This window comes from Chitinophaga pollutisoli, from assembly GCF_038396755.1.
GTDB classification, from domain to species: domain Bacteria; phylum Bacteroidota; class Bacteroidia; order Chitinophagales; family Chitinophagaceae; genus Chitinophaga; species Chitinophaga pollutisoli.
Genome location: NZ_CP149822.1, coordinates 5,432,808 through 5,451,139, shown reverse-complemented (window position 1 = coordinate 5,451,139; position 18,332 = coordinate 5,432,808). Strand labels below are relative to the sequence as shown.

Annotated in this window: 15 protein-coding genes; 7 read left to right on the top strand and 8 right to left on the bottom strand. The window is 55.8% G+C overall.

All coding sequences use genetic code 11. From position 1 onward, the window contains the following. The first annotated feature begins 60 nt into the window (after positions 1 to 60). From WJU16_RS23300 to WJU16_RS23285, 4 genes are all read left to right on the top strand, one after another. Entirely contained in the window at positions 61 to 3,183 is a 3,123-nt protein-coding gene (locus WJU16_RS23300) for a two-component regulator propeller domain-containing protein (RefSeq protein ID WP_341835758.1), read from the top strand. 5 nt (positions 3,184 to 3,188) lie between these two features. Then, entirely contained in the window at positions 3,189 to 3,962 is a 774-nt protein-coding gene (locus WJU16_RS23295) for a response regulator (protein WP_341835757.1), read from the top strand. A gap of 97 nt (positions 3,963 to 4,059) precedes the next feature. Continuing rightward, a complete protein-coding gene (locus WJU16_RS23290; RefSeq protein ID WP_341835756.1) occupies positions 4,060 to 4,689 on the top strand; it encodes a DUF2975 domain-containing protein in 630 nt (209 codons plus the stop codon). Positions 4,690 to 4,691: 2 nt separating this feature from the next. After that, entirely contained in the window at positions 4,692 to 4,916 is a 225-nt protein-coding gene (locus WJU16_RS23285; RefSeq protein WP_298715001.1) for a helix-turn-helix transcriptional regulator, read from the top strand. Between the two features lie 2 nt (positions 4,917 to 4,918). Here the strand turns inward: WJU16_RS23285 and WJU16_RS23280 are convergent, their stop codons facing one another. After that, a complete protein-coding gene (locus WJU16_RS23280; RefSeq protein WP_341835755.1) occupies positions 4,919 to 5,860 on the bottom strand; it encodes a sugar phosphate isomerase/epimerase family protein in 942 nt (313 codons plus the stop codon). Positions 5,861 to 5,940: 80 nt separating this feature from the next. Between WJU16_RS23280 and WJU16_RS23275 the strand changes: the two genes are divergently transcribed. Beyond that, on the top strand, positions 5,941 to 6,504 hold the full coding sequence (locus tag WJU16_RS23275) for an HD domain-containing protein (RefSeq protein WP_341835754.1): 564 nt from the start codon (positions 5,941 to 5,943) through the stop codon (positions 6,502 to 6,504). On the opposite strand, the gene WJU16_RS23270 is transcribed toward WJU16_RS23275, so the two are convergent. Beyond that, positions 6,501 to 7,658 carry a serine hydrolase domain-containing protein gene (locus WJU16_RS23270; RefSeq protein ID WP_341835753.1) on the bottom strand — a complete coding sequence of 386 codons (1,158 nt, stop codon included), beginning with the start codon at positions 7,656 to 7,658 and terminating at the stop codon, positions 6,501 to 6,503. The two genes, WJU16_RS23275 and WJU16_RS23270, sit on opposite strands and share 4 nt — an antisense overlap. A 37-nt stretch (positions 7,659 to 7,695) precedes the next feature. Next, positions 7,696 to 8,214, bottom strand: coding sequence for an SRPBCC domain-containing protein (locus WJU16_RS23265; RefSeq protein WP_341835752.1), 519 nt, complete (start codon positions 8,212 to 8,214; stop codon positions 7,696 to 7,698). Between the two features lie 324 nt (positions 8,215 to 8,538). Here WJU16_RS23265 and WJU16_RS23260 point away from each other — a divergent pair, with 324 nt between their 5' ends. Next, positions 8,539 to 9,249: an acyl-CoA desaturase gene (locus WJU16_RS23260; RefSeq protein WP_341835751.1), complete on the top strand. Its 711-nt coding sequence runs from the start codon at positions 8,539 to 8,541 to the stop codon at positions 9,247 to 9,249. A gap of 35 nt (positions 9,250 to 9,284) precedes the next feature. Then, positions 9,285 to 9,572: an RNA-binding protein gene (locus WJU16_RS23255; RefSeq protein ID WP_341835750.1), complete on the top strand. Its 288-nt coding sequence runs from the start codon at positions 9,285 to 9,287 to the stop codon at positions 9,570 to 9,572. Positions 9,573 to 9,658: 86 nt separating this feature from the next. On the opposite strand, the gene WJU16_RS23250 is transcribed toward WJU16_RS23255, so the two are convergent. Genes WJU16_RS23250 through WJU16_RS23230 form a run of 5 tightly spaced genes read right to left on the bottom strand, consistent with a single transcriptional unit; the run spans position 9,659 to position 18,320 of the window. Next, complete coding sequence (locus tag WJU16_RS23250; protein WP_341835749.1) at positions 9,659 to 10,405, bottom strand: hypothetical protein; 747 nt, start codon at positions 10,403 to 10,405, stop codon at positions 9,659 to 9,661. Continuing rightward, positions 10,366 to 11,466 carry a hypothetical protein gene (locus WJU16_RS23245; protein ID WP_341835748.1) on the bottom strand — a complete coding sequence of 367 codons (1,101 nt, stop codon included), beginning with the start codon at positions 11,464 to 11,466 and terminating at the stop codon, positions 10,366 to 10,368. Before WJU16_RS23245 ends, WJU16_RS23250 begins: the two co-directional genes overlap by 40 nt. Positions 11,467 to 11,487: 21 nt before the next feature. Further along, positions 11,488 to 13,245, bottom strand: a complete 1,758-nt coding sequence (locus WJU16_RS23240; protein WP_341835747.1) for a RagB/SusD family nutrient uptake outer membrane protein — start codon at positions 13,243 to 13,245, stop codon at positions 11,488 to 11,490. A 32-nt stretch (positions 13,246 to 13,277) separates the two neighbouring features. Continuing rightward, complete coding sequence (locus tag WJU16_RS23235) at positions 13,278 to 16,388, bottom strand: SusC/RagA family TonB-linked outer membrane protein (protein WP_341835746.1); 3,111 nt, start codon at positions 16,386 to 16,388, stop codon at positions 13,278 to 13,280. Positions 16,389 to 16,424: 36 nt separating this feature from the next. After that, positions 16,425 to 18,320 carry a RagB/SusD family nutrient uptake outer membrane protein gene (locus WJU16_RS23230; RefSeq protein WP_341835745.1) on the bottom strand — a complete coding sequence of 632 codons (1,896 nt, stop codon included), beginning with the start codon at positions 18,318 to 18,320 and terminating at the stop codon, positions 16,425 to 16,427. Between the last annotated feature and the right edge of the window lie 12 nt (positions 18,321 to 18,332).

The following is an 18,332-nucleotide window of genomic DNA, read 5'->3' as shown; positions in this document are numbered from 1 at the left end:
CAATCCGTCTTCTTCCTCCAGGATATTTTTATATTTACGTAGCCTTATAATTCCACTACGTTGCAGATCATCGGTACCATACTGGCCTTGCTATGCCTTTTACAGGCCGCGCCTTCCCGGGCGCAGCAATACTATTTCCGCGATTACCAGGTGGAAGACGGCCTTTCGCACAACACCGTTTTTTGCGTGGCGCAGGACAAACAGGGATTTATCTGGGCGGGCACCAAAGACGGCCTCAACCGGTTCGACGGGCGCGAGTTCCGCGTATTCCGTGAAAAGCCCGGCGATTCTTCCGCCATCGGCAATAATTTCATTTTCTCATTATGTGTAGACGATAACGGCCAATTATACGCAGGCACCGGCAATGGATTATACCGCTACCACGCGGCCACGGAAAGCTTCGAACGCGCGCCGTCGCCCGCCGGACAGGATGCCAATGCGTTGCGGGCGGATCGGCAGGGTAATCTGTGGTACCTCAGCTGGGGGCGCCTCTACCGCTACAATCCCACCAAAAACATTAGCGAGCCCATCACCGGAAGTTATATCCCCGGCAATCTGAGCTCCGTGCATGTCAGCAAAAAAGGCAGCGTCTGGATCGCCAACGCCCAGGGAGAAATCCGCCGGCTGGGCGATTCCCTACACAAATGGGACGTCTGGCGCGGGTCCCCCAAACCCCACACCCGCCACATCACCCACCTGCTCTCCATCCCCGACGGCCGGCTGCTCGTAGGCACCGCCAACCAGGGCCTCAAACTGCTCGACCCGGAGAAAAACACCTATGAAGACCTGGTGACATGGTCCGACGGCGACGTAGGCGTCTACGTCCGTTTTATCGCCCATCACAGCGGCAGCGAATACTGGATCGCCACCGAATCGGGGATCTATATCGTCAATATCGCCACCAAAAAACATATCAACCTCCGCAAACAATATAACAACCCCTATTCCCTCACCGATAACGCGATTTATTGCCTGCACCAGGACCGTGAAGGCGGCATGTGGGCCGGGAGCTACTTCGGCGGGGTGAACTATTATCCGAAACAGTATACCTACTTCGAAAAATACTGGCCCGACAACAGCGGGCAAACCCTCAGCGGCAACGCCGTGCGCGAGATATGCCAGGATAGATACGGGAATATCTGGGCCGGCACGGAAGACAACGGCGTGAACCGGGTGGACATTCGGACGGGGCAAATCCGGCAGTACACCCCCCGCAACAACAGCAGTAAAGCCCTTTCCCATACGAATATCCACGGGTTGTACGCCGACGGCAACCAACTCTGGATCGGCACGCTGGACAAAGGTGTTGACGTGATGGACATCCGCACGGGGCAAACCGTTGCACATTATTCCGCCGGGCCGGAATCCTTTGGCAGCAACTTCATCCTCTATTTCTACCGCACCCGCGACGGCGACATGCTTGTGGGCACGGGCAGCGAACTGGCGCGTTTCGATTCCGCGGCCGGGCGTTTCCGGCGGGTGGAAGAGGTGCCGCACGCCAGCCAGCGGAGCATCGCCGAAGCGGCCGACGGCACGCTGTGGATGGCGACGTCCGACAATGGCGTACAATGGTACCGCAAGCATTCGGGCGAGCATGGGATGTACACCCACGATCCGCGGGATTCCTTTTCGTTGTCGGGGAATAACGTAAACACGGTGCTGATCGACCGGGCGCAGCGGATCTGGGCGGGCACGGAAGGCCGCGGGATCTGCCGGCTCGATGGCTCCGGCCGCTGGCGGCGGTACACTACAGCCGAAGGCTTGCCCAGCGATTATATTTTCCGGTTGCTGGAAGACCGGCGGGGGATGATCTGGGCCACCACGTCCCGGGGGCTCGTGTGCCTGGAGCCGGAATCCGGCGCGGTGAAGATCTTTACCACGAGCCACGGGCTACTGAACAACCAGTTCAATTACAATTCCGGTTTCCAGGATAAAGACGGCAACATGTACATCGGCTCCGTAAAAGGTATGATCCGCTTCAACCCCGATCATTTCCTGCCGGATACTTCCGCCGCGCCCGTGTACATCACCGGGATGGAGGTCCGCAATATGACCATGGGGCCGCAGGAAAAACGCGATATCCACTATTCGAAAAAGATCACCCTTCCCTACCACAAGGCTAATTTCAGCATCGCATTCGCCGCCCTTAGCTTCACGGCGCCGGATATGATTTCGTATGCGTACCGGATGGAAGGGCTCGATAACGACTGGATCTGGATGAAAAGCAACCGTACCGTATATTTCACAGACCTGAAGCCGGGCCATTACACTTTCCACGTTGCCACCACCGATGCCAACGGGAACCGCCGGCCGGGAGCGGCCATGTTGCAGATCGAGATCACGCCGCCGTTCTGGGCCACGTCATGGGCTTACCTGTTATACACCCTGGCGCTCATCTCCACCGGGTATTACGCCATCGCGCGGTACCACCGGCAGCAGACCATGAAGCAGAAACGGCGGATGGAAGCGCTACAGTTGAAAAAAGAAAAAGAATTATACCAGGCGAAAGTCGACTTCCTCACCAATGTGGCCCACGAAATCAATACGCCGCTGACGCTCATCAAAGGGCCACTGGAAGAGATCATGGAACACCCCGGTGCCCTGCAGGAAAACAGGCACCACCTGGCGATCATGGAACGGAATACCAACCGGCTCGTGCAGTTGACGAACCAGCTGCTGGATTTCCGGCAAACGGAATCGTCGGGGTTCCGGCTGGATTTTGAACTGGTGGACCTGCGCAAGATCCTGCAGGAAACGTACGACAACTTCCGCCTGCCCGCGCAGCAGCGCAAGCTGCAATTCGACGTGCAGCTGCCGGACGTGGAAGTGCCGGCGTGGGCCGATGAGGAAAGTGTCAACAAAATCTACAGCAACCTTTTCAGCAACGCGATCAAATACGGGCAGACGAAGGTGGCAGCAAAACTGGAAACCTCCGGCGGACAGGTGCGCCTGACCGTCGCCAACGACGGCCCCCTGATCCCGGAAGACATGCGGGAGCGGATATTCGCCCCCTTCGTGCGGCTGCGGGAAAACGAAAAGCAAAAAGGCACCGGCATCGGCCTGAGTATCTGCCGCTCGCTCACCGCGTTACACAAAGGCGAACTTTCCGTAACCACCGAAAACGGACTCAATATATTCACCTGGAGCATCCCCGTTGGGACATTCATCAACCTGGAAAATTAAAACCTATGCAACCTGTTATTTTGCTGGCCGACGATAACGAAGAAATCCTGGATTTCGTTTCCTCCATCCTTGTGCCCGAATACCAGATTCTCCGCACTGAGAACGGCCGGGACGCCATCGCCATGCTGCATCAGGAAAATGTGGACCTCATCATTTCCGATGTGATGATGCCACTCATGGATGGCTTCGAACTATGTAAAACCGTTAAAACCACCTTCGCCATCAGCCACATCCCCGTGGTGCTCCTCACCGCCAAAAACACCCTTCGCTCCAAGATCGAAGGCCTTGAAACCGGCGCGGATGCTTACATCGAAAAGCCCTTCTCCCCCGCTTTCCTCAAAGTCCAGATCGCCAACCTGCTCAGCAACCGCAATAAAATCCGCCAGTACTTCGCCAGCACGCCGCAAGCCCCCATCCAGGCGATGGCGCATACCAGCGAAGACGAATCCTTCCTCAATTCCATCCACCACTTCATTTTACAGGAACTGGAAAACACCGAGCTCGACGTGGAACACCTGTCGCGCCATGTAAACATGAGCCGGGTGAGCCTCTATCGCAAGATCAAAGCCATCTCCGACCTCACGCCGCATGAGCTTATCAACGTAACCCGTTTGAAAAAAGCCGCCGAACTGCTCGCCAGCCGCAACCTGAAAATCTATGAAGTGGCCATGATGGTAGGATATAAATCCCAAACCCATTTCGGTAAAAATTTCATCAAACAGTTCGGCGTCAGCCCCAGCCAATACATGCAGCAACACCGCGGCATTGTGACGAACTAATCATCCTTTTACAGCTATTATTTATTCTTTTTCGATAAATTTATTTTGATAATCGAAAAATGCGCACTAGTTTTGTCCCAACAAAAACAAATTCCCCATGCAAGGACAAAGAACGTTTGATGTAGTCCGGGTACTGGTCAATGTGGTTTACTATGTAGTGGCGCTCCTCGCGCTGCTGGTCGTGATATTAAAAACGATGGCGGTGGTGATCGGTACGCAGGAACTCACAGATACTTCCCATCAACTGACCGTCAACTTCGACGTGAAGGCATTCCCGAAGAAAGACACTCTTCCCCCGAAACTCATTTATGGCAGCCTGAAAAACGCGGCGCTGGAAAAGAAAGAAGACATGTACACCCTGCGCACCACCAGCCGGTCGCCGTTGGGCATTTACAGTTACGTGATCACGCTGCTGGGCGCCATTGCGGTAGTAACGGGTATGGGATGGCTGCGGAAGATATTCCAGGATTCGTCGCTGAAGGAACCTTTCCGGGAAATCAACGCCGTGCGTATCCGCAATATCGGTTTGTTGCTCATCGCGGCAGATGTGGTGCGACTGATCGGATATTATATCTTCAACAGGATGACAAATCCATATTTCACGCCTTATTTCCAACAATTGATGGAGGTGGGTAACAGCTTCTGGATGGGCTTGCTGTTGCTGGCGCTGGCAGTCGTGTACCGCCGCGGCGTGGAAATTTATAAAGAAAACCAGTTAACGATATAGGTATGGCGATCATCGTGAATCTCGACGTTATGCTTGCCAAACGCAAGATGCAGTTGACGGAATTATCGGAACGGATGGATATTACCCTCTCCAACCTGTCCATTCTAAAAACCGGAAAGGCTAAGGCCATCCGGTTCTCTTCTTTGGAAATGATCTGCGAGATCCTCGACTGCCAGCCGGGCGACATACTGGAATATGTGCCCGACCGGCCCGAAGATAAAAAGTAGGATCAGGACATCGCCTTGCGGAGCATGTCCACGCTTTTGCGGACACCCGTTTCGGCGGCTTCCTTGCCTTCGAATTCAATGGAAATGTATCCGTTGTACCTGGCTTCGCGGAGCATGCGGATGATACGGGGATAATCAAGATCCAGTGTGTACCATTCTCCGCCGCCATAATAGGTTTTAGCTTGCACGAAATTTGCGTGCGGGGCTACCATGGCCAATTTATCGTACGGGTTTTCCAGGAAATTGCCCGTATCGAGCAAAATACCCATCCACGGCGAATCGATCGCTTTGCGGATGCGGAGCAGTCCTTCCGGCGTGGAAGTAAGCCCCCAGTGGTTTTCCAGCGCCAGCACCACGCCGCATTGCGCGGCTTTGTCGAGGCACTGCTGAATGCTGTCGATGCACCATTTAAAAGCATCGTCTTCCGTATACCCGGGGATGGCGGGCTCTACGCCGCGGGCCGCCATGAGGTCGTCGAACGATTTGATGGTGCCCCAGCGCCCGGAATTCAGGCGGATGCAGGGAATCCCCATTTTATACGCCAGCTCGATGCATTTGATCGTATGATCAATATCTTTCTGCCGCTCGGCCGCATCGGGGGAAACGAAGTCCTGGTGAATGGATAAAGACACCAGGTCTACGCCATTCAGGAAAGCATGGCGTTTCAGTTTTTGCAGGTAGGCGTTGTCTTCGCTTTCCATCTGGCGATGCAGGATATCCACCCCTTCCACCGAAAGCGCGGCGGCTTCGTCGATCACTTTTTCGATGGGCACTTTCGGCGTCCTGAAATGCCAGTAGCTGTACGTGGAAACCGCCAGTTTAAAAGGTTTAGCCGGGGCTGCCACCGGCGCGGTGGCGGCGGCGATGGCGGATCCGGCGGGGATTGTCAGCATGGCGGCGCTGCCAAGGCTGTTCCGCATAAAATCGCGACGGGAGATAGACATGATTCACTGTTGTTTGGGTTCTCTTCAAAATACACAAATCCCCGGCTCGCTGCGGCATTTTTTTTGCTGCGGAAAGAAAGATGCATGAAATCCTCCAAACCATTGAAGCTTTCACCGACAAGGCGCATGGCGACCAGATGCGCAAATACACGCCGCGGGACCGCTACATCGTTCATCCCATGCGGGTGATGCGGATATGCGAAGCCTACACGCAATCCCTTCCCGTGCTCGCCGCCGCCATCCTGCACGATGTGCTGGAAGACACTGCCGTCACAAAAAGCGAGCTGTCATCCTTCCTTTCCAGCATCATGCCCGCCCGCGAAGCTGAACGCACTTTGCAGCTGGTCGTGGAGCTGACCGACGTATACATCAAGAAAAACTATCCCGAATGGAACCGCCGCAAGCGGAAATCCGCCGAGCTGAAGCGCATTCTGCAGAACAGCCCCGACGCCCAAACCATTAAATACGCGGACATACTGGATAACTGCCAGGGGATGTCGGAACAGGATACCGACTTCGCCCCTGTTTTCCTCCGGGAATGCCGGCAGCTGCTCAAATTGATGCACAAAGGAAACCCGGAACTGAAGGCGCGCACCGAAGCCGTGGTGATGGATGAGCTCGCCGCGCTGGAACGGAAAAGCTAATGCATGAAGCTCTCCAGGAACAACCGCCCGAAATCGGAAGCGTCGACCCGGTCTTTGAGGTTCTTTTTCAGGGGATCGTACCGGGCGATGAAACCGGGAATCGGCTGAACGATATGGTAAAACGGCCGGCTCAGATCCTGTGAATTGGCCAATGCGATGAAAGTCAGATTCCTGTCGGGCACTTTAAGGAACAATGCCGAATACCCCATCCACCAGCCGGTGTGCCACACTACCCTTTCTCCCTTGTACCGCATGGTAAACCAACCCTGGCCGTACTGGATCTTTTCGCCTTTCGGGGTTACGAAGGGCATCCACATAGTATCCCATTGGTCGGAGCTGAGGAATTTGCGCTCATCGATGGCGATGGCGTATTTCGCCAGGTCGGCTACATTGCTCACCATCCCGGCGGCAGGCCCGAAACCGTACCGGAAACCTTTCACCCGCACTAATTTATTGCCTTTTTTGAGCCAGTCGTATGGTATGGCCATGGTTTTGACATAAGCTGCGCTATCGAGGCCGGTTAACCGGAAAGCGGCGGTATCGTCAGGGCTGGGGGCTGTTTGCGTCATATCTAAAGGCCGGATGATCCGGTCGAGGAGCAATTGCGCGAAGGATTGCCCGGCGGATTGCGTGATGGTTTCTTCCAGCCGGCCGTACCAGCCGCCGTTATAAATAAATTTGTACCCGGGCTTGAAGCCGTTGAAATCATTGCCGGCGGCGGTATGAGTGAGTAGATGTTTCAGCTTGATGCGCGGATCGCTGCCCCAGCGGGCGCCCAGGTTGATGCGGTACTTCGAAATGGGGTCGTCGAGGGAAACTTTTCCGGCATAAACCTGTTGCATCAGCAGGATGGCGCCGAAAGTCTTCGTCACGGAAGCGATCTGGAAGTTGGTATGTTCGTCGGGCACGATGCCGTTTTCGACATCCGCGAAGCCGAATCCCTGGCACCAGGCCAGTTTTCCGTTGTATACGATCCCCGCGCTGAGGCCCGGGATATGATACCGCTGCCGGAACTGTTCGATTTTCTGGCGGAAGGAGAAGATGAATGCGGTATCCCGGAGGCGGGAAGCTTTATCGCCGACAGGCTGCTGCCCTGCCGCCAGGGCGGCGGTCAGGATGAGCAGCGAGGTAAGAAGGATGGATTTTTGATGCATAACGTCCGGCTGTTTTTGACGGCAAACATCCGCATCCTTACAATATAGAGCTACTCAAATCGCGATTTGATCGTTCAAAAGTCGGTTTTTGCGTGAAAAAAGTACGCAGATCAGTTTTTTCCGCAATGCCTTTTACATTTTCCAGGGCTTTGGGCCACATGCCGGCGAACATCTCAGCATACTCGCTGTTATCGTCGATTTCCATTTCGATGAGCAGGCGGGTGCCGCCATCAATATCCTGCAGGCGATAGTTTTCGTGTGCGCCGTTCCATTGGGCTACTTCGGGGCTGGTGGTATCTTCTTTACCATCCATCAGGGTGCCCAGGTGTTCGATAGACATGAATTCGTTGGGGATATTTTCCGCGATGCGGGAAACCATGCCGTCGCCTTTGGCGTCGAGGAAGAGGGCGCGGCTGCCCTTTTGCCAGTCGGTTTCCACGCGGGATTCTTCATTGAAGGCTTTGGTCCATTGGGGATAGGTGTCTTCTCCGAAGAGTACCTGCCATACTTTTTCGCGGGGGGCCTGGATGTCGATCTGATAGGTTTGCATATTCATGACTTTGGATTTGTGGTAAAACAATACGTCGTTCAACACAACAAAGGTGCCGCATCCCGTGGAAAAGACTGCGGTGCGGTTACGACAAAAATGGGGGGATTTTAGCCATTCCGCTACTTTGTGCTTTTATTAACAATAATAAGCCTACCTTTATGCAGTCAGAAACGCACTGAATTCTCTTCTTATTACCGTTATTTTCAGCGTCCCCTCTCTTTCTACGACGGTCTTATCTTCTGAATTTGCTGTTTTTCCAATGTTTACCTCCCGTTAAAACAGCAGGATTCCTAACATGATTATTTTTCTTTTTTTATACTGCATTGGTATTTGTCATTGTTTTCACAAACGTTTTTCCAACACCGGTATGCTGCGCATAAAGCGTTTCATATGAACCGGTTCTGGGAAAAATTCTTCCACATATTCGCCTATCTCACCCAGGGTTCATCTTACATGAGCCCGCGTGCATACGGGATTATGCACCGCATGCACCATGCATACACAGATACGGAAAAGGATCCGCACTCACCTGCGTTTTCACAAAACGTATTCGCCATGATGTGGCGCACCCGCCGCGTGTACCTGGATATTGTGGGAGACAAATCCGATGTGGAAGACCGCTTCCTGAAAGGCGTTCCGGAATGGCCTGCGTTCGACCGCTGGGCCGGCAGCGCCTGGAGCCGCCTGTTGTGGGTTGGCATCTACACAATGATCTTTGTGCTGTGGGCATCCTCGCCCTGGCTCTTCCTGCTGCTGCCCATCGTTATCACCATGGGCGCCGTACATGGCGCCATCATTAACTGGTTCGCACACAAGTACGGCTACAACAACTTCGCGGTAAAGAATACTTCCCGGAATTTGTTCCACCTCGATGTGTTCATGCTGGGAGAATCTTACCACAACAATCACCACAAACGCCCCTCTGCCGTCAATTTCGGATTTCGCTGGCACGAATTGGACCCGGTATACCCCGTTATCAGGCTGCTGGCCTGGATGCGGATTATCCGGATGAACAAGCTGCAGCCCGTGGAGGCGCATTAACCGTTTATTTATTTTTTATCATAAAAACGTTCACTATGAACCTGTATGTATCCAATCTCATGACCCAATTACGGGATGAGGAACTCTTCGATATCTTTTCACCTTTCGGCCGCGTAGAATCCTGCAAAATCATCGTAGACCGCTACACCGGCGTGTCCCGCGGATTCGGTTTCGTGGAGATGCCCGAGCGCGAAGAAGCACTCACCGCCATCCGCGAACTGGAAGGTAAAGCCATCGAAGGCCGCCAGATCAGCGTTTCCGAAGCAAAGCCCCGCGTAGAGCGCGACCGCTTCGACCGTGGCGGCGGCGACCGTCGTTACTAATCCGGTACTCCAACTGACAAATAACAATCCCCTTTGCGCACGGATCATCCGCGCCGCAAAGGGGATTTTTTGATGAGAATACTATTCTACCGATGCGCGTACCGCCAGGTAAACCGCGCGTTCGGCGCAGCGTCTCCCTTATCGAGCCATCCCATGGCGCCGGCGCCCAACGGGAAGTTATCCGCCCACTTCACTTGCAGCGCAAACTTGCCGCCCTTGATGCCCAGCAGCTTTTTCGGCACGGCAATTTCCATCTCCGCTCCTTGCTGCCGGCATTGCACCGTTCCCCCTTCCGACCAGGCCCCTCCGGCAAATCGCAACAACGAAGCTGCCTGCGCGTTTTGCGGCGAGGGTGCTACATGAAATCCAAACCCTTCCCACTGCGGGCCTTCCTGCCCTTCTACCTTGATGAACAGGCGCATCCAGTCGGGATCAGTGCGCGGCGTCATGTCCTGCGCGGTTTTCACATAGAAATAAACATTTTCTGCATCTGAAGCCACCGCTGCCGCCACGATGTCGTTGCGGCCGGTGGTATTGGTATAAGCCTGGATCCGGCCCCAACCGGGATGGTTGCGGTGCAGTACGTCGCCCTGGTCGTCCGTGAACCGGGTTTTGACCTTCGCCCAGTCAGCAAACACCCCGTCTATCCGGATCTTGTCTTTCCCCGAAGCCGCCTGGGGCCGGCGGGCGCCTTTATACTGCCGGATGAACGACGCCATCTGGTAATAGTAATGGTCCTGTGTTACGGCGTTCGCCGGCTCGGCGTCGCGACTGAACTCCGCATCGTACAGATCTACGAAATAAGTTTCTCCTGCTTTGGCTTTCTTCCCCAAAAATCCTGTCCGGCGCTTCCCGCCAGGAAACACATCGCCACCCATTCGTTCCAACCGGTAACAAAAACGAATTCCGGGTCCACTTCCAACGCACGTTTCCATTGCTCGTTGAAATACAAACCCTTTTCCGTGACTGGCGTTTTGGGCTGCTTCCCGTTATGGAAACTGCGCCCGATGTTGGATACAGGATGTTCCGCCACCGCTACGCTGATCTGTTCCGGCTTATCCTCCGACTCATGCCAGCCGTATGATTGCGGGGTATGATCGAGCCAGGGCCATTTGTCTTTCCCATCCGCAAACCACTCCTGCCCTTTGCTCCATGCCCACGACTGCCGCACGTTGAAGAATGCGCCGATCTCCGGCGTTACCGCTTCGGGCGGGCATAACAGCAGGGGCTTGCCTTTCCAGTAAAACCACAGGTCGCTGAAGAGGCCTTTTTTATAAATTTCGTTATACAGATTTTGGACCGTTTGTTTCGGCGAACTGTTCACGATGAAAGCAATGGAAGGCGCTGCTTCCCCCGACGCGCGCAGCTTCCGGTAGGTTTCGGCGACTTTCGTGACCTGGGGCAGGTAAATCGGCCCGTTCGTCACATCGAAAACAATCACGTCCACACCTGCGTCGCTGAGCATTTGCGCGTGTTTGCGGATGATCCATTCATCATCCGGCAGGTAATACCCGAAATAAGGTTCGCCCCAGTGATGGAAGGCATGCACCGGCCCGTACTGCGGGTTACCGGGATGGGCTTTGAGCATTTCGGTAATGTCGTAAGGGCTCTTCATGTCGGTGGGAGATTTGGCCATCACGCCGCCTCCGGGAGCGCCGGCGGCATGCTTGTCGTAGCCGTGCGCGCCCTGCCAGATAAAGTAAAAAATGCCGACATACCTGCCGGCCCTGGGTGCGGGATAGCTCCCCGGCGCGATGGTTCTTCCCAATCCGTCGGTAGCGGCCCATTCATCCGCCCGGTGCGGCGAAACGGCCACGGGCGTTGTTTTCTGTTGCGCGAAAACCGCCTGCGCAGCCATCAGGGCGGCGCAGGCGGTGAGGATAGTTCTATTCATGTTGCGATTGCATGGTTTTCATTATTCATTCCAGCCCGGGTTCTGCCAGTTCACGCCGGTCAGCTGCCGGATCTTGTCGGCCTCGTTCTGATCGAGCGGATACATGAGGAAGCGGTCCTGGTTCGACTCGCGGTTTTCGAATTTGAAACGCTCATACGTCAGCACGTCGTTGTTTTTAGTGATGCGCATGCCGGTCACAAATTTATCCGTCTCGGCGAGAATTTTCCATCGGCGCACGTCAAAAAACCGGTGTTCTTCGAAAGCCAGTTCTACGGCGCGCTCATTGCGGTATTTCTTCTCGAAGTCCCCCTTCGACATACCCGCCGGGAAGCCAGGCATGCCCACCCTGGCGCGCACGGCGTTCACCGCCTCGCGGGCGCTCATGCTGAAGGAGCCCACCGTTACTTTCACATCGGGACCAACAGCCTGGTTGGCAGCTTCCGCGAAGTTGAGGTAAAGCTCGGCCAGCCGGATGAGACGCACCGAACCATCGGCGTTGCCATTCTGTACCGATTTCCAGTTATTGAACTTGCGGACGTAATATCCCGTGCGGGTAAACCGGCGATTGTCGGTAGAAATACCTTCCAGTCCGCCCACGAACGTTTCCACTTTTTTACCGTTGGGCTGGTTGAGATAACGCACTGCGCCGTTGTAGTAAATAGAAGCATAAAAACGCGGATCGCGGCCTACGTAAGGTTGCTGCGGATCGTATCCCGAAGCGGGATTGACGATAGGCGTGAGACGGTCGTTATCGCTGTATCCGGTGATGGGCGTTTCGCCGTTGGCCATTTCGTATCGGTCGATCATCTCCTGTGTAGGATTAGGCCCAGCCTTCGACATGCCCGGATTGGTGGGCAATCCGGCGTTCTGCCACATGGCCATCGTACCGCCAATGTGCAGGATGGTTTCCTTGTCGCGGGTACGCATGTCGTTGGAAGTGATGAAATGATAGAGCGCATAGGCATTCTGCGCCACCGCGGGATCGGCATTTTCGTTGAAGAGGCTGAAGCCGTTGGCGAGGCATTCGCCCAGCGCCGTTGCGGTTACATTGGCCACTTCCTGCCAGCTGTAGGTGCCGTCGCTCCAGAGCGGGCTGGCGGCGTACAGCATGGCTTGCGATTTCACGGCATGCGCTATCGCGCGGGTCATGATACCATACTGGTTTTCGTAGATGTCCCAGTTGAAGCCGGGGCGGCCGGGCGGCACGCTCAACGCGGAATCGCATTCCTTGATAATGAACGCCACCACATCGGAAAACTTCGCGCGGCTGTCTTTGGAAAAGTCGTGCCCGATCGGCAACGGTTTATCGAAGATGGGCACGCCGCCATAGCGTTTGATGAGCTGGAGATAATACAATCCCCGCAGGGTGTGCGCCTGCGCCACCCAGGAGTTGCGCTCTTCCGGCTGCGCCACGATGTTGGCCGTGCGGATGCCGTTGAGGAATACGTTGGTTTTGCGGATACCCTCGAACAGGCGCGCCCATGGCTGGCCGTCCTGCGACTGGCCGCCGTAGCTGGTGGCCGTTACGTCGCCGGCGTACCAGGCGCGGTAGCGGGAATTGGCGGTGATATCGTCGCAGTCCTGCGCTTCGTCGGTAAAGGAAGCACGGTCGACATGGGGGCCGGGCACGAATCCGTAACAGGAATTCAAATATCCGCGCGTATAATCGTAATCGTTAAATACTTCTCCCAGCGTGATGCGCCCGTCTTGCGACAGGTCGAGCTGCTTGTTGCACGACAGTGCGGCGGCGGCGAGGAGGAAGGGGAATATCTTTTTCATGTTGTTTGTTTTAACATGTCAACGTCTCGTGATTAGAATTGCAACTGTACGCCCGCATTGTACACACGGTACACGGGGAATGCGCCGTATCCGCCACTTTCGGGCCCGAAGTCCGTACTCGGCAGCTTATCCCAGGTGAGCAGGTTTTGCCCGCTCAGGAGGATGCGCAACCTTTGCGCGGCCAGCTTCTTCGCGAAATTGCCGGGCAGCGTCCACATCAGTTCGAGGTTTTTGAGGCGGAGGTAAGAACGGTCGTAGAAGTAGAAAGTATTGGTTTCGTGGTTGACTGTTTTAATCAAAGAAAGCGCCGGATAGGTGATTTCTTCTCCCGCTGCATATCGTTCCGGCGTCCAGGCTTTGCGGTGGAGGGAACCATACACGCCGTCGAACTCCGTTTCGCGGACGCCCATGCCGGAATAGGAAGAGGCGTACTGGCCGGTGCCCTGGAAAAGGAAGTTCAACTCCAGCGAACGGAACCTTACACCGCCGTTGACGGCGTACTGTTGCCGCGGGGTGTTGCCGTAGCCCATGGGCGCACGGTCTTTCTGGTCGATGATGTTATCTCCGTTCAGGTCGGTATACCGCAGGTCGCCGGGGCGCGGCGTACCGAAGGCGTATGTCAGCCCGCTTTCCGTGATTTCCTCCTGCGAATTGAAATAGCCGTTGCCGTTGGAACGGTCTACCACGTACCCGAATTCCGTCCCCAGTGAAAAGCCTTCTTCCCAGTTGCGGTAAGCGTAATCCGCCGCGCGTTTGGCTTCGTTCCAGCTGATGATGGTGTTTTTCGTGTACGCGAACCATCCGCCCAGCGAGAAGCCCCAGTTCTTATTCAGGTCTTTGCTGATGGTAGCCGATACTTCGTAGCCTTTGTTCTCGAACACGCCCATATTGGTGCGGGGATAGTTGCCGAGCGGGATCCCCTGGTACTGGGGGATCTTGTTCACCGCCGCCACTACCATGTTGTTCATCTTCTCGTTGAAAACATCGGCGGTGATGTGCAGCATATTGATCAGCCCGATGTCGATGCCGGCGTTGCGTTTGGTGGAGATTTCCGCGGTTATGAGGGGGTTGCCCACGAGGTTTTCGGTGATATTGTATTGCAGGTAGCCGAGCGGACCGCCGCCGCCGAAGGTCACGTTGTCGAGGTAGGCGAAGCGGGAAAGACCGTTCCGGTCGTTGGCCGTTTTACCCCAGGAGCCCCGCAGCTTGAGGAGGCTGAGCCACTCCGCCCCCTCCAGCCAGCGTTCCCCGGTAACCAGCCATGCTGCAGAAACGGCCGGCGTACTGGTGAAGCGAACATCGCGGGCATATTGCTCCGAGCCGGAACGGCCCAGGTCGAATTGCAGGTAATATTTGCCGGCATAGTTGTACGTCACTTCCCCGCCCAGGCTCAACCGGGTGTAAGGTAACATGCCCGGCGCGCCGTTGTCGGCCGTGGTGAGGTTCTGGAAGTACCCGAACGCCGTGGCGCCCACATGATGCTTCCCGAAGGCGCGGCTGTAATCCAGTTGGGAATGGTACGTCAGATGGTAATAGTAACTGCTTGATTTACCGTATCCCAGCGGCGTATTCGTTTCCCCGCCTTTCTTTACGAAGGCCAGGGTATCGCGCCGGTCGGTACGCATCCAGCGCTCGTAATTCTGCGTGGTGCTGAGGCTGCCCACGGAATTGGTCTGGTACGCGAAGGTGCCCGTGAGCGTCAATCCCTTCGTCAACCATCCCAAATCCGCTTCAACGCCTACCTGTGAGTTGATATTCACCACGGTATGACGGTAGTAGCCGGAACGGTTAAGCATGCCGTATGTGGGCGATCCGATCTTGTCGGTCGTAATCACCTGCTCTCCCGCCGGAGGCACCTTGCCCAGTGGGTCGATGATGGCCGGCGTAAGCGGGCCATACACCGTAGGCGCCATCTGGAACAGGCTGGAATACACCGTGGCGTTGCCGGAACCCGGCGTGCGCTCGCGCTTGATATTACCGCTCAGCCGGAGGAACGCCTTGATGTGCTTATGCAGGTTCATATCCAGGTTGGAACGGTAATTCACCCACACGTTATTGGCGTCTGATTTATACTTGTCGGTATCAATGTTCCACTGCCCGCCCTGGTGCATCACGTTCAGGTTGGAGAAAAACTGCACGCGGTCGTTGCCGCCGGACAAGCTTACATTGACGCGCTCCATCTTCGCCTGGTCCCGCATGTACCGGTCGTACCAGTTGTTTTCGGGATACAGGTTGCGGTCGGATCCCGTGCGGAAGCCTTCTACCTGCGCCTGGTTGAATGCAAAGAAATCTCCCCGTCCATCGTTCTTCGCCGCCTGGTTGCGCAAAGTGGCGTATTCATAGGAACCGATGTAAACAGGGCGCGTGGTTACTTCCTGGATCGACTGATCGAGGCGCACGTCCACTTTCAACGGCCCTTTCGTTCCCCTTTTGGTCGTTACCACGATAATGCCGTTGGCACCCTGAATGCCGTACAATGCTTGTGCGGATGCATCTTTCAACACCGAAACCGATTCAATTTCGGCAGGCGTGATATACTCCAGGGTTTGCGCGCTGTTGAAGGATACGAGCGTTCCGTCCATGATCACCAGCGGGCCCTGCCGGCGCGCCGATGATAATCCGCGGATGAACATGTCGGTAGTGGCGCGGGATAATTCGGAGCCGGATTCATGGGTATACAATCCCGGCAAACGGCCGGCGAAAGTCATACCCAGGTTAGCCACCGGCGCGCGTTCCAGCACTTCTCCGGAAACGGTGGCCACGGCACCGGTGAGGCCCCGGCGGTCGCGGGAGGTATAGCCCATATACACGGGCTCGTCGAGCTGGTGTACATCTCTTTGCAGCACGATGTGAATATCGGCACTGTTACCCGGCTCCAGGGTATCGCGGCGGTAACCGCGCACCCAGGCCGTCAGCGAAAGCTGGCTGGTACTGAGCGGCAGGGTGAATTGACCGTTGGCGCCGGTGGCGGTTCCGTTGCGCCCATCCAGCGTTTGCACGGATACGCCGGCGAGCGGGCGGCCATGTACGTCGGTAACACGACCGGTACGCACATCCCCTTTTTCCTGCTGGGCGGCGGCGGGAAACGCAGCGCAGGCAAGCAATGCCGCCAGCGCGAGTGTATGTTGAATTTTTTGTTGCATGTGATTCATATTGCGGTCAGAAAAACGATCCCGTGCTTACCAGCCGGGGTTTTGCCAGTTTTGCCCGGTGATGGAACGGAGGCGGTTGGCCTCATCCAGCGGCAGGGGGAAATACAGGAACTTCGCGGTGTAATTCTTGCGTTCCACTTCCCTGACAGGACGACGTTTGTAGGTATAGCTTCCGTCCGCGTTGCGGGTGATTTCCATCGCGGTAACCCATTTATCGGTCTTGGCCAGATCGCCGCCCGGGGCCGTCCAGCGGCGCACATCGAAGTAGCGGTTTTCTTCCAGCGCCATTTCCACCCGCCGTTCGTTACGGATGCGGGTAATGAGCTGCGATTTGGTAAGACCGGTGGGCAGATCGGGCATGCCTGCGCGCGCGCGGATCTCATTTGCCGCGGTCCTGGCTTCATCCAGCTTTCCGGCTTCGGCGGCGGCTTCCGCGAAGTTCAGGATCACTTCGCCCAGGCGGTACCATTTATGCGGAGCACCCGCCACCGCGTTATCGTCTCCCGAAGTGGGATACAGGTATTTGCGTTCATAATAACCCGTCCGGGTAGCGCTTCTCCTGGCGGCATGGATGCCGGTAAAAGGCTCGCCCACATAGGTTGTGATGATGCGTGTACGGTTGCCGATGCCGGCAGGAAAATTCTCCGGAGACTCTGTAGTTTCCGCAAAACCCCAGCGCGCTTTCCGTTTGGAACCATTGTAGTAAATGGTGGCGTAGAAACGGGGGTCGCGGTTGGCGTAGGGATTGGCAGGGTCGTACAACGTGTTTTCCGGATTGTAATTGGGCTGGGTATGTTTTTCGTCGAGGTAAGGATTGTCCTGCACGAGTACGGGCTTGCCGTCGGAGGTTTCGTAAGCGTCCACCAGTTCCTGCGTGGGGCAGGTGCCGGATTTGTACCCGTTCTGCGCGCCAACGCCGTCTACGTGGAAAATATTCCCGGTGTTGCTGCGGTGCTGGTAGATGGTTTCTTTGTCGATCGGGTTATCCTGGAATTTCATTGCCTGGGTGAAGTACTCGTTGTACATCGCGGTGTGCGGGTTGAGGTTGGGACCGAGGTGAGCGTCTGCCACTAGATAAAGGTGCGGCAGGTTCACTTTGTTATACAGCTCATACCCGTTGGCGCGCAGGCTGGCCAGGGCTTGTTTGTTGATGTTGTAGGCTTCTTCCCAGTGGTCCTGCCCGAGGTTGTACAAGGGGCTGGCGGCGAAGAGGATCATCCGGCTTTTGATGGCGGTTGCCAGGGCTTTGGTGAACCGGCCGCTTTCAGCGTCTACCGTTATCCGCCAGGGAATTTCCGGTGTGGCCAACGCGGCGTCGCAATCTTCAATGATGAATTTAGCCAATTCGTAGTAGGTTGATTTTTTCAGGTTGGAGAAATCGTCCGTGAATTTGTGCGGCGCTTTTTCGATGGGGATGGACGGGCCATACCACAGCAGCAGCTCCGTATAGTAAAATGCGCGGAGCAGGTGCGCTTCCCCTTTCCAGCGGCTGCGGTGCGCGGGATCGTTTACCGTGGCCGTGTCGATACGGCTGAGGAACAGGTTGATGTTGCCGATGGAGTTCCAGTAACGGTTCCAGTAGTTGCCATTGCCTTGGTCGATGGATGCGGGATTGTCGAGCGGATGGGCGCCGGGTGCTGCATCGCCATTATACATCCTGCCGGCAATAAGCGTGGGCTCCGCTTCGGCGTCGGTATCCCAGGCGTCGTCGGTAAGGTTCACCGGCCCGCGGGAGGTGAAGAAATATCCCAATCCCTTGCTGGGTACGTTGGCGTAGCAGGAATTCAGGAATGCCGCTACTTTGTTGTTGTCAGTGAAAATCTCGTCCATAGACAGCTTCCCGTCCGGCGCCATATCCAGCGCCTTGTTACAGGATACGGCCGCTACGGCGCATATCAGCAGAAAGGCATATATCGATTTCATGTTAGACTAGTT